Here is an 11,464-nt window from a genome sequence, read left to right as displayed (position 1 = left end):
TGTTGGTCCCCATATCATTCCTTTGCGTTCAGCCCTATGCGTTCAGCCCTATGCGTTAAGCCCTGTGAATTCAACTTTTTACCTGAGTGGTTCCAAGATACTCAAGTGCCCTTTGGTAAGCCCCGTGATAATCCTGCTCTGAACTGAGCGGATGCCACTGATATCCATCCAGCAGGTTGGTCATTTGGGTGAGCATGAGCTCATCGCTGGGGGAGAGCTGCAGCCCGCTGATCATGTCGCGGGCGTGATCCAGCACCAGCAAACCAAAGCTCATCGACCAGAGGCCAAAGCACAGGTCGTCGATCAGCACGTTGTTTTTCAATGTGAGGTCGCCTTTGTCGATGGCCAGTTGAATTACGGCACGGATCGCGTTCATCACCAGCGAATCCACCTGATCCATGCGCTCCAGTCGTTCCGGGGAGGCTTTCTCGCGGATGTTGTTGGTGCGGGCGGCAATGAGCAGGTCAAATTCTTCGGGAAAGCGCCGGGTGTATAACTGGTAGCCTACGCCGATGCAGATGATTTTCTCGCGGCTGCAGCCTTCCCAGGTGAGGGCACGCTGGAACAGGTCGTACATATGACCAAGGCTGTCCAGGCAGAGCGCGCACAGTATATCTTCTTTGCAGGTAAAGTGTTTGTAGACAGTGCCTTTCGCGTATTCGGTTAGTTCGGCTATTTTGTCCATGGTGAGGGCGGATACGCCCTCGCTGCGGATGATGTCCCGGGCGGCATTCACAAACAGCAATTCACGCTGTTCAAATTCCCGCTGGCGTCTGGATTGGGTGTTCAAATGATTGCTCCGTCAAAGCGTGACGATTCGTCATATTTTCATCTCGACGTCAGGTATTGTCAACGGGATATTCTGGTATAGTGGTTACCGGGCCTGAGATTGAGCGATTAGTAAGGCAGTAAAGCATTGAAAAACTCAGCAATATTGATGCAATTGCATCCCGCATTAATTCCATCGTTGGAGCAGTTACCCAGTCACGTACCGGTGGCTCTGGTGACCCGGCACTCAATTCGGGAGCAGCCCGCTAACCGCTTTGCCGGCTACGATGTACCCCTCACACCGGAAGGCATTGAGCTGGCCCGGGAATGGGGGCGGTGCCTGAATCGCCCCATTGTAGCCCTGCACTCCAGCCCGGTTGGGCGCTGTGTAAAAACCGCCGAGGCAATGGCAGAGGGCGCCGGTATCGAGTTGCCGGTGGCAACCCACCCGGCCTTGGTTGAGCCCGGCAGCTATGTGGTGGATCTCCCGGTGGCGGGGCCTTACTTCGTGAAACTGGGGCCCCTGGCTTTTGCCCGTAAGCACTTGAAAAATGAGGTGCGCGGTGTGCTTTCACCACAGCAGGGCGCGAAACAACTGTTACAGCACATTGAAACCTCATTACGGCAGCCGGGTACGTTCACGGTTCATGTTACCCACGACACCATTCTGGCGTCTTTTATTTATTTCCTGCGCCGTGAATCCGATATTGACGAGGCGCACTGGCCCTGGATGCTGGAGGGGGCGTTCCTGTGGTTTGACGAAGGCCAGGTCCATTGGTTGTGGCGCGGCGAAGCCGGCAGCCTGCACCTGGACCAGATGGTGGAATGAACGTCGCCGCCGGGCTCCGGCGGTGGCAGCAGCGCCTGGTTTCCGTATAATGCCCCTCTCAATTTCAAGCTCCCGTTATGCAAACCAGGGGTTTCATGAGCACCGCGTTAATCGTTCAAGATTTGAAAAAGACCTACTCCGGCGGTTTCCAGGCATTGAAAGGCATCAGCTTTGAAGTGCAGTCCGGAGACTTTATGGCACTGCTGGGCCCCAATGGAGCCGGCAAATCCACTACGATAGGCATTATCAGTTCACTGGTAAATAAAACCTCCGGCTCCGTCAGTATCTATGGTAAAGACATTGATCGTGACTTTGCCGCTGCCAAGATGAACATTGGCATCGTGCCCCAGGAATTCAACTTCAATCAGTTTGAGAAGGTAGGTGATATTGTTCGCACCCAGGCCGGATACTACGGTCTGGACCGGCATACCGCCAGCGAGCGTGCCGAGAAATACCTGAAGTTGCTGGACCTGTGGGAGAAGCGCGATGAACAGTCGCGTATGTTGTCCGGTGGAATGAAGCGACGTTTGATGATTGCACGGGCCTTGGTGCACGAACCCAGGTTGCTGGTGCTGGATGAGCCCACCGCCGGTGTGGATATCGAGTTACGGCGTTCGATGTGGAGCTTTCTTAAAGAACTCAACCAGCGGGGCACTACCATTATTCTGACCACCCACTATCTGGAGGAAGCGGAACAGCTTTGCCGCAGTATTGCCATCATAGATCATGGCCGTATTATCGAGAAAAGCTCTATGAAAGCGTTTCTGGCCCGGCTTGATCGGGAAACTTTCCTGCTGGATCTGAGCCGGGATATCGAAGCCGTGCCCAACCTGAAGGGGGTTGCGGTTGAGCTGCTGGACCCTCATACCCTGGCGGTGGAAGTGTCCAAAGACGCGCCACTGAATGCCATCTTTGAACAACTGAGCGCGCAGGGTATTTCAGTAACCAGTATGCGTAATAAAGCCAATCGATTGGAAGAGTTGTTCGTGTCGTTGGTGGAGAGGAAGCAGTGAGATGAATTCACAGCAACAGTTCAATGCCTTCAGCACCATAGTGCGCAAGGAAATACGGCGCTTTATGCGAATCTGGGTGCAGACTCTGATACCGCCCGCTATTACCATAGCGTTGTATTTTGTCATATTCGGCGAATTGATCGGCCGTCGTATCGGGCAGATTGGTGAGTACTCTTATATGGAATACATTGTTCCCGGTTTAATCATGATGTCGGTGATCACCAATTCCTATTCCAATGTGGTGTCGTCTTTTTTCAGCACCAAATTTCAACGCAGTATTGAAGAAATGCTGGTTTCACCCATGCCCAATTATGTGGTGATCGGCGGTTTTGTGTTGGGTGGTGTTGCCCGTGGCATTGCCGTGGGCGCGATTGTTACCGGGTTGTCACTGTTCTTTGCCCATTTAAGTGTAACCAATATCTGGATTACCATAAGCATGGTGGTATTGACGGCCATCCTGTTCTCTCTTGGTGGCTTCATCAACGCGGTGTACGCCCGATCATTTGATGACATTTCCATCGTGCCGACCTTTGTGCTGACCCCGCTGACCTATCTCGGGGGTGTTTTTTACTCCATCAGCATGTTGCCGGATTTTTGGGAAGGGGTGTCACGCATCAACCCCATCGTGTATATGGTGAATGGTTTTCGCTATGGGATTCTCGGCATTTCCGATATTGGCATCGGTGTTGCCTTTGGCATGGTGTTGACCTTTATCGTGGTCTTGTACGTGTGGGCACATTGGTTGTTAAAGAACGGAGTGGGGATTCGAAGCTGATATGACTGAGCAACAGCACGGGCCACTGGGTGTAGCCAGCACCTATCCTGACCAATACGATCCGGCGCAGCTGCATGCAATTGCCAGGGCAGCGGGGCGTGAGGCCATTGGTGTGGATGATGGGCCTCTGCCATTTTATGGAGAGGATATCTGGAATGCCTATGAGCTGTCCTGGTTGAACGAAAAGGGCAAACCCATGGTGGCCATGATGGAACTCCGGGTTCCATTCGATTCACCCAATATCGTGGAGTCCAAATCATTCAAGCTTTACCTGGGTTCCTTCAATCAATGGCCGGTGCAATCACCGCAAGCGTTGGCACACATTATCGAGCGGGATGTCTCGGACGTAGTAGGTGCCCCGGTAAGCGTGGAGTTGACGCCGTTGTTTCAGTCAGGAGGTTTCGCCCTGGCTACCTTGCCGGGCAAATGCATCGATGATCTGGCTGTGGACGTGGCGGTGTATGAGGTGGATGCCGATCTGTTGCTAACCTTGGAAGGCGACACCTCAGAAGCCTATCACAGCCATCTCTTGCGATCCTGCTGTCCGGTAACCGGCCAGCCTGACTGGGCCAGCGTGGTGATCGAATATCAGGGCACCAAGATCTGCGAAGAGGGATTGCTGAAATATCTGATTTCGTTTCGCAATAACCAGGAATTTCACGAGCAATGTGTGGAACGCATTTTTATGGACATCAGCCGTCAGTGCGCCCCTGAGCGGTTGACCGTGTACGCCCGTTATACCCGCCGTGGTGGTATTGATATCAATCCGGTTCGCTCCAGCGAACCGGTGCAGCAGGCCAATCTGCGCCTGATTCGCCAGTAGTGTCAGGTTGGCCCCAAGGGTAATCCGGCTGACATCCACAGGGCGAACATCAGGCTCCAGCCCAGCAGAAACACCAGCGAATAAGGCAACATCAGCGACATAATGGTGCCCACACCCGGATCGGATTTGTAGCGTTGCATAAAAGCGACCACCACACCAAAATACGGCATCAGCGGAGTGATGATGTTGGTGCTGCTATCACCCACGCGATAGGCTGCCTGCACGTTTTCCGGGGGGATACCCAGCAGCATGAACATGGGGATGAAGACCGGTGCCAGCAGTGACCATTTTGCTGATGCACTGCCCACCAGCAGGTTGATGAAAGCCGACATCAGAATAAATATGGAAAGCAACAGCACCGGTGAAATCGCCAATGCCTGCAGCCAGTTGGCGCCGTTGATGGCCAGCACCATACCCATATTGGACCAGCCGAAATAATTAACAAACTGCGCGGCAAAAAACATCAGCACCAGATAGCTTGCCATGGTGGCGAAGGTATCCTCCATGTCTTTGATGATGCTGCCCTTGCTGGTGTAGCGCCGCACGGTCATGCCATAGGCCATGCCACACAGGGCGGCGATCAGCGAAATCACCGTGACAATACCCTGCATCAGTGGTGATTGGGTAATGGAACCGCTGGCGGGCTCTCTTAGCAGGCCCTGCTGCGGTACCAACCCCAGGGCGATGAGCAGCAGGCATGCCACCAGCACCAGGCCGGAATTTCGTAATGCTGCCGTGCCGGCCGCACTCCCGCTAGTGGCATCGGGCGGTGGCGCCGGCTCCTGCCAGCGAGGCAGGGCGGGCAGTGTTATTTTTTCGGTCACCAGCGTGCCGACGAGGGTGATAAACAGTGTTGAAGCCACGATAAAGTAGTAGTTGGCGACAACGCTTACCTCAATGTTCCGGTCAATAAGGTGGGCAGCCTCCGTGGATATACCGGCGAGTACAGCATCAATGGGGCCGATCATCAGGTTGGCACTGTAGCCACCGGAAACGCCTGCAAAAGCCGCCGCCATGCCCGCCAATGGGTGTTTACCGGCGCTGGCAAACACCATCCCTGCCAGTGGAATCAGCACCACATAACCGGCATCGGCAGCCAGGCTGCTCATGACGCCGGCAAATACCACAATGGCAGACAATGCTTTGCCGCCGGCTTTTGCCACCATCTTATTCAGCACTGCACCCAGCAGCCCGGACTTCTCGGCAATGCCCAAACCAAGCATGGCAACCAACACCGTACCCACCGGAGCGAACTGGGTGAAGTTGCTGACGCTTTGGGTGAGGATTTTGTGCAGGCCGGCTTGGTTGAGCAGGTTGGTAACACTTACCTCGGTGTGATTCAGTGGGTGGGTGGCCCCGACTCCGGCCATGGATAAGATCCAGGAGAGCACCAGTACCAACAGGCTGAACCAGATAAACAGGGCAGTGGGGTGAGGTAGTCGGTTACCCAGGTCTTCAACTTGCTTTAAGAACGAGAGAACCAGGTTGTTTTTCATGTCACACGATCAGTTTTTCGCGGATACGTTTGGCGGCTTCTTCCAAGGCTTCCACTACCGTGTCCTTGTCGTAATTTCGAATTTTGTCGATATCCACAAACAGGGTAAAGCCGTCTTTTTCGCACTCAAGAAAGCTTTGGGTAGCCCCCAACTCTTTCCGGTGATCGACAATTTCAAAGATCGGGACGGTTTTGCTGAAGCCCTTCACATTGATCTGCCCGCGATCCCGGCACATGATGACATCGCGAACCAGATTGTAGGTGGATTCGGCAATCAGAATCTCACCGGGCTGGGCCACTGATTCCAGGCGGCTGGCCAGGTTCACCTCGCGCCCGATGATGGTGTAGTCCATGCGCGTCTCGGCACCGAAGTTGCCTACGGTGCAGTAACCGGTGTTGATACCCATCCGCACTTGCAGCGGTTTGCTGATGCCTTCTTTACGCCATTGCTGGCGCAGCAATTTCATTTTTTTACGCATCTCCAGGGCCATGGAAACGCAGGCGATGGCGTCCTGCTTTTGGCCGCGGGAGGTAGGGTCGCCAAAAAAGATCAGAATGGCGTCACCCACAAATTTGTCGATGGTGCCCCCATATTTCAGTGCAATGCGGGACATCTCGGTGAAATAGCTGTTGAGCAAATCCGTCAGTGCTTCGGGTTGCAGCTCTTCTGATATCTCAGCAAATCCCTTTATGTCCGAGAAAAACACGGTGAGTTTTTTACGCTGGGTTTCCAGTTTGACATCGGTTTGCCCGGAGAAAATGGAACCCCATACCTGGGGCGGCAGGTACTTGGACAGTTTGCGGGAGAGGTTGGCGGATTCTTTCTGGCGCCGTTTCAGTTCGTCCTGTATGGCCATCAGGGTTCGCGCCTGCTTGAAAGAAAAGTAACCCAATGCCGTGGCGTAGAATGTCAGGCTCAGTAATCCCACCGACAGCGTGGCCACATGGGGAGGGGCCAATGAAAACTGCTGCAACTTGAAAACCGCAACGCCAATGATTGCACCCAGCAAAATAGCGAGGCAGCTCATGATCCAGCCAAAGACACCGCCAATGGTGATGGTGCCGGCGCTCACCACGAAGAACAGAAACAGGGACAGCGCGGGATCAAACTGGAACAGGGCGATGCCACCGCCGGCGATAGCGGCATCCAGCATGATCAATGAGGCATTGGCCCGGGCAGGGGCAGTGCGTTGCCAGCCTGAGGTGGCAAAGTGACTGATCCAGGGATAGATGAAAGCAACCACCGGTGCCCACCACAGGCTGGTGTCGAGATCCGAACTGAGTATGGCGGCCAGAATCGTGGCGGCTACCAAAAAATAGGCGAAAATGCGGATGTAAGACGGCGACAGGTCTTTATTGATCAGACTTTCCGGTGTTATATCAAGAGCAAACTTGGTAGGCATCCATCTCTGTCCACGCCAAACAAAGCACCGGTTGATTTCCAATTATATCAAGGGCTTTGGCAACGAAATTCAAGTTGTTTTGTCAGTTTAGTGGGAAGTGTAAGCGCTTGGCAACCGGCGGACAACTTCCTTTTGTAGGTTTTGACTGTTTAACGACCAGTTCACTGACCAGTGGCGGATTTAACCAATCTAAGTTGAACCGGCGTCTTATTATTATGGCCTGCTTCCGGATAAAGCGCCTGTAAATATTCACGATAGGAGGTGCCGGCGGGGATGTGCTCCAGGACCCGCTGGATAGCATCCTGCATCCCAATGCGGTGCGCCGGAGACACCAGCAGGGGATCGGCGTTGTCCAGAACCCGCACCACCGCGGCGATCTGCTGATCTTCATGCACCTGCAGGAAGCTGCCCCGTTCTGCCCCCAGTGTGCTGGTATCGTGTTTCAGGCGAACCGGGCGGATGCCGACGGTAGGGACGCTGGTGACCAGCCCCACATGGGACGCCACGCCAAAACTGTCAACGCCGGTGACTCCACGGCCGTCACAGATAAACACATCAGGTATACGGTTGAGCTTGTTGAGTGCGGCGATGATGGCGGGCATTTTGCGGAACGAGTACAGGCCGGGTTGCCGTGGGAACTGGGTGGTTTTGATGGCGACTTTACGTTCCAGCAAAGTACGGGTTCTGAAAGCGGTGATGGTAATGCGCGCTTGAACAGTTGCCGAGTGCGCGGACTCGTCGTTGGAGATAAGTGAAATTCGGCCCACCATATCGGGCTGGTTGCATTGCCCTTCGGTTACAATCCAGGCGCGCAGGTTCTTCTGAATGGCGACTGCGTTTTCCAGCGTTATGTTCCATGAATGCAGGTTATGGGTTTTCATACCTGTAGGCCTTAACGACGGTGTGGTTGCTGTAAAGTATTGACAAAAAATCGGAAGAGCAGTGAGAACTGGTGCAAAGTTTGAGTGTTTTTTGTTCAAATAAAGCTCGGACGGCAGATTTTAGTGCTTCAACGGCCCACTTTTTGACCTAATCAGAATGTAAATAGGAAAAGCTCTCATTTGTCCGGTGAAGCGGCGCAGGGATTACGCTATGATGCTGCCACTGATGAGAACACAAGGTTGCATATGAGCGATATCCTGAACAGCATGAGAGCACGGGTTTCCAATCCCCGGCTGATACAACCATCGCCTGACCGCAACGAGCTGGAGCAGATGTTCCAGTGTGCCGTGCGGGCTCCGGATCACGGCCGCCTTCGACCCTGGCGCTTTATTGTGTTGCAGGGCCAAGCCCTGGCTGAACTGGGGCAAGCGTTTGAAGCGTCGCAGCCCACAGCGGACGAGACGCGACGGTTGCGGTTGCGTTCCATGCCATTGCGGGCGCCCATGATCATCGTCAGTGTTGCTGCATTGGATTGGGAACATAAAAAGGTACCGGTTTGGGAGCAGCAGGTGGCGGTGGGAATCGCCACCCAGCATTTGCAACTGGCGGCGCAGGCGCTGGGTTATGGCACCATGTGGCGAACCGGGGATATGACCGAGCAGCCCGCCGTGCGGGAACATCTGGGGCTGGCGGATCACGAGCAGATTATCGGATTCCTCTACACCGGTACGGTAGAGGGGGAGCCCCGGGTGGCGGATCAGCAGCCCCTTGACGATATCGTTCAATATCGGGGCTAGGCTGACAATACCCGTTGATCTTTTCAGCCAAACCCAGTATCTTACGCGCCTCTCGTCATGACCGCCGTTATGACGGGTCTGGTCAGGTGTCCGAGTGGTTGAAGGAGCACGCCTGGAAAGTGTGTATACCCCTAAAGGGTATCGAGGGTTCGAATCCCTCTCTCTCCGCAACTCAAAGTGTTAAGTGTTGGATTAGGGGCCTCGCACGACTATAGTTGAGTATCCTACTTTCTATCAACTAAAACTTTAAGTATAAATTTCTTTTAATCATAATAATTAATAATTTAGAAACCGTTTTAACCTTTATTAATCAAAACTAGACTATGAAAAAGTTATTCTCTTTACTGATGATCCTGGGTGTCTTTGCCTTCGGATTTAACGCAGTTGCACAAGACGATACGACAGGTACCGACTCTACTGCAGTTGAGGACACTTACCCAGAATCTCCAGATTATTCTGCTGAGACTGAAACGGAAGAAGCTCAGTCCTTCGATCAGATCATCAAAGAAAAATTTATTGAAGGTGACCCAGTGTTCATGTCGCCAGTATTGATCTGTTTGATCCTGGGATTGGCTATCGCCATCGAAAGAATTATCAGCTTGAACCTTTCTACAACAAATACAGCAAAACTTCTGAGCAAAGTGGAAGACGCTTTGGAATCAGGCGGAGTTGAAGCTGCTAAAGAGGTAACTAAAAATACCAGAGGTCCTGTGGCTTCTATCTTTACCCAAGGTTTGATGAGAATGTCTGAAGGCATTGAAATGGTTGAAAAATCAGTGATTGCCTACGGTTCTGTAGAAATGGGTCGTTTGGAAAGAGGACTTGTTTGGATCTCACTTTTCATCTCACTAGCCCCAATGTTGGGTTTCATGGGTACTGTAATTGGTATGATCGGTGCATTCGATGCTATTGAAGCAGCAGGTGATATTTCTCCTTCATTGGTTGCCGGTGGTATTAAAGTGGCCCTTTTGACTACAGTAGGTGGTCTGATCGTTGCGATCATTCTTCAGTTGTTCTACAACTACTGTGTATCTAAAATCGATTCAATCGTAAACTCTATGGAAGATGCTTCTATCTCATTGGTAGACCTATTGGTGAAGCACAACCTTTCAAAATAATTTCCACCCTAAAAGACATTAAGTATGGATCAGGAACAGTGGATTGATATTGGACTCTACGCAGCTTATATTTTAATGGGCGTAGCAGCCGTAGCCGCCATTGTAATGAACTTGGTGAACTCCCTAGGGAACCCCAAGTCGTTACTAAAGAGTGGCATTGGAATAGTGCTTTTAGGATTGATCTTCTTTATTGGATACTCAATGGCTCCGGCCGAGTTTGGTGCTTCAACAGCAAAAGCTATGGAAGCAGCCAAAATGGATCCAACCAGTGAAAGCGCTGTAACAACCTACAAACTTGTGGGTGGTGCTATGACCACAACCTTAGTTTTAGTAACTATAGCTGTTGTGGGTTTAATTTACTCATCAATTGCAAGAATAGTAAGATAATTTTATGGCTAGAAGTAAAAACAAAGGAAGTCAGGAAGTGAATGCAGGCTCAATGGCAGACATTGCGTTCCTTCTTTTGATCTTCTTCCTTGTAACTACGCAAATTGCCACAAACAAAGGTCTTACCCTATTGCTTCCTCCGAAAAACGAAGACGATGAACCAATCGAGATCAAGCAAAACCAAAAGAACGTTTTCAAAATTCAGGTAAACTCTGCCGACCGTTTGTTGGTAGAAGATGATCCTTTGGAAGACGTTGCGCTGATCGAAGATATGGTTTATGATTTCGTATTGAACTTCGGTAACCCAAGCAATACCAAAAAGGGTAACGACAAAATGAGTGATGTAGATGTTTACAATACCTTGCCGGCTTCTATGAAATCGTACATTTCTAGAAATTTGGGAAGCAAAGAATCATCAGATGGACCGACTTCGGCCATCGTATCGCTCAAGGCAGACCGTGGTAGTAGCTACGAGATATTTATTGAGATATTGGATGCCCTTAATGCTGCTTACAATAGAATTTATGGTGAGCGAGTAGGGCTGACAGCGGAAGAATTCAGAAAGCTGAATCGAAACAACCCAAAAGAGCAAGAACTGTATGACAGAGCGCGATTGGGGATTCCTAAGGCTATTTCGATAGCAGAACCAACAACACAAGGAGGGTAATATGTCAAAGTTCAAGAAAAAGAGTACATCGAGTCAGGATATACCTACCGCAGCTTTGCCGGATATTATTTTCATGCTCCTGTTTTTCTTCATGGTAACAACTGTGTTGAGAGAAACAGAAATTAAAGTAGAGCAGAGAATTCCACGTGCAGAGCAGTTGGTAAAGCTCGAGAAGAAAAAACTGGTGACTTACCTTTATGTTGGTAAGCCTAAGGATAAGTCTTTAGGAACTGAGCCGCTTATTCAGGCCAATGATGCCTTTATTGGCATTGAAAACATTGTGCAGTGGATCAACGAGGAGAAATCTAAGTTGGCAGAGAATGAGCGCGATCAGATTACCGTTTCAATGAAAGTTGACAATGAAACCAAAATGGGGATCATTGTAGATATTCAAACGGAGCTGAGAGAGGCTAATGCTCGTAAGATCATGTACGCCACTCCGCAGAAGACTGAAGACAATTAAGCGAATAACTACCGAATCATATAAAAAGAGACTGCTCATGCAGT

At 51.3% G+C, this 11,464-nt stretch carries 13 protein-coding genes; 9 read left to right on the top strand and 4 right to left on the bottom strand.

Annotated features, from left to right (window positions below):
* Nucleotides 1-70: 70 nt before the first annotated feature.
* The gene (locus B3763_RS17160; protein ID WP_286748099.1) at nt 71-790 is read right to left on the bottom strand and encodes a TetR/AcrR family transcriptional regulator; all 720 of its coding nucleotides are present in this window, start codon (nt 788-790) and stop codon (nt 71-73) included.
* Nucleotides 791-916: 126 nt separating this feature from the next.
* On the opposite strand from B3763_RS17160, the gene B3763_RS17155 reads away from it, so the two are divergent.
* From B3763_RS17155 to queF, 4 genes are all read left to right on the top strand, one after another.
* Nucleotides 917-1,597, top strand: coding sequence for a histidine phosphatase family protein (locus B3763_RS17155; RefSeq protein WP_286748098.1), 681 nt, complete (start codon nt 917-919; stop codon nt 1,595-1,597).
* A 95-nt stretch (nt 1,598-1,692) separates the two neighbouring features.
* Entirely contained in the window at nt 1,693-2,610 is a 918-nt protein-coding gene (locus tag B3763_RS17150; RefSeq protein ID WP_286748097.1) for an ABC transporter ATP-binding protein, read from the top strand.
* 1 nt (nt 2,611) lies between these two features.
* Nucleotides 2,612-3,385, top strand: coding sequence for an ABC transporter permease (locus tag B3763_RS17145; protein WP_286748096.1), 774 nt, complete (start codon nt 2,612-2,614; stop codon nt 3,383-3,385).
* A gap of 1 nt (nt 3,386) precedes the next feature.
* On the top strand, nt 3,387-4,208 hold the full coding sequence (gene queF / locus B3763_RS17140) for an NADPH-dependent 7-cyano-7-deazaguanine reductase QueF (RefSeq protein ID WP_286748095.1): 822 nt from the start codon (nt 3,387-3,389) through the stop codon (nt 4,206-4,208).
* A 2-nt stretch (nt 4,209-4,210) separates the two neighbouring features.
* Here queF and B3763_RS17135 read toward each other — a convergent pair whose 3' ends face one another.
* The 3 genes from B3763_RS17135 to B3763_RS17125 form a co-directional block, all read right to left on the bottom strand.
* A complete protein-coding gene (locus B3763_RS17135; protein WP_286748094.1) occupies nt 4,211-5,704 on the bottom strand; it encodes an AbgT family transporter in 1,494 nt (497 codons plus the stop codon).
* A 1-nt stretch (nt 5,705) separates the two neighbouring features.
* Nucleotides 5,706-7,106 (bottom strand): adenylate/guanylate cyclase domain-containing protein, encoded by a 1,401-nt coding sequence (locus B3763_RS17130; protein ID WP_286748093.1) that lies wholly within the window; start codon nt 7,104-7,106, stop codon nt 5,706-5,708.
* Between the two features lie 161 nt (nt 7,107-7,267).
* A complete protein-coding gene (locus B3763_RS17125) occupies nt 7,268-7,987 on the bottom strand; it encodes an endonuclease V (RefSeq protein ID WP_286748092.1) in 720 nt (239 codons plus the stop codon).
* Between the two features lie 246 nt (nt 7,988-8,233).
* Here B3763_RS17125 and B3763_RS17120 point away from each other — a divergent pair, with 246 nt between their 5' ends.
* The 5 genes from B3763_RS17120 to B3763_RS17100 all read left to right on the top strand — a co-directional run bounded on the left by B3763_RS17120 (nt 8,234) and on the right by B3763_RS17100 (nt 11,420).
* Entirely contained in the window at nt 8,234-8,785 is a 552-nt protein-coding gene (locus tag B3763_RS17120; RefSeq protein ID WP_286748091.1) for a nitroreductase family protein, read from the top strand.
* A 323-nt stretch (nt 8,786-9,108) separates the two neighbouring features.
* On the top strand, nt 9,109-9,903 hold the full coding sequence (locus B3763_RS17115) for a MotA/TolQ/ExbB proton channel family protein (RefSeq protein WP_286748090.1): 795 nt from the start codon (nt 9,109-9,111) through the stop codon (nt 9,901-9,903).
* Between the two features lie 24 nt (nt 9,904-9,927).
* A complete protein-coding gene (locus B3763_RS17110; RefSeq protein WP_286748089.1) occupies nt 9,928-10,290 on the top strand; it encodes a hypothetical protein in 363 nt (120 codons plus the stop codon).
* Between the two features lie 4 nt (nt 10,291-10,294).
* Nucleotides 10,295-10,957, top strand: a complete 663-nt coding sequence (locus B3763_RS17105) for an ExbD/TolR family protein (protein WP_286748088.1) — start codon at nt 10,295-10,297, stop codon at nt 10,955-10,957.
* A 1-nt stretch (nt 10,958) separates the two neighbouring features.
* Nucleotides 10,959-11,420 (top strand): ExbD/TolR family protein, encoded by a 462-nt coding sequence (locus B3763_RS17100; RefSeq protein ID WP_189630454.1) that lies wholly within the window; start codon nt 10,959-10,961, stop codon nt 11,418-11,420.
* Nucleotides 11,421-11,464: the final 44 nt, after the last annotated feature.

It is taken from the genome of Roseivirga sp. UBA1976, from assembly GCF_002336325.1.
Lineage (GTDB): Bacteria > Bacteroidota > Bacteroidia > Cytophagales > Cyclobacteriaceae > Roseivirga > Roseivirga thermotolerans.
This window is presented reverse-complemented; position numbering and strand designations above follow the sequence as displayed.

Bases quoted from the DNA above. Each gene is read 5' to 3' on its own strand.
- B3763_RS17125 (WP_286748092.1), bottom strand. From the start codon at position 7,987: ATGAAAACCCATAACCTGCATTCATGGAACATAACGCTGGAAAACGCA.
- B3763_RS17130 (WP_286748093.1), bottom strand. From the start codon at position 7,106: ATGCCTACCAAGTTTGCTCTTGATATAACACCGGAAAGTCTGATCAAT.
- B3763_RS17150 (WP_286748097.1), top strand. From the start codon at position 1,693: ATGAGCACCGCGTTAATCGTTCAAGATTTGAAAAAGACCTACTCCGGC.
- B3763_RS17105 (WP_286748088.1), top strand. From the start codon at position 10,295: ATGGCTAGAAGTAAAAACAAAGGAAGTCAGGAAGTGAATGCAGGCTCA.
- B3763_RS17135 (WP_286748094.1), bottom strand. From the start codon at position 5,704: ATGAAAAACAACCTGGTTCTCTCGTTCTTAAAGCAAGTTGAAGACCTG.
- B3763_RS17115 (WP_286748090.1), top strand. From the start codon at position 9,109: ATGAAAAAGTTATTCTCTTTACTGATGATCCTGGGTGTCTTTGCCTTC.
- B3763_RS17145 (WP_286748096.1), top strand. From the start codon at position 2,612: ATGAATTCACAGCAACAGTTCAATGCCTTCAGCACCATAGTGCGCAAG.
- B3763_RS17120 (WP_286748091.1), top strand. From the start codon at position 8,234: ATGAGCGATATCCTGAACAGCATGAGAGCACGGGTTTCCAATCCCCGG.
- B3763_RS17100 (WP_189630454.1), top strand. From the start codon at position 10,959: ATGTCAAAGTTCAAGAAAAAGAGTACATCGAGTCAGGATATACCTACC.
- B3763_RS17110 (WP_286748089.1), top strand. From the start codon at position 9,928: ATGGATCAGGAACAGTGGATTGATATTGGACTCTACGCAGCTTATATT.
- queF (WP_286748095.1), top strand. From the start codon at position 3,387: ATGACTGAGCAACAGCACGGGCCACTGGGTGTAGCCAGCACCTATCCT.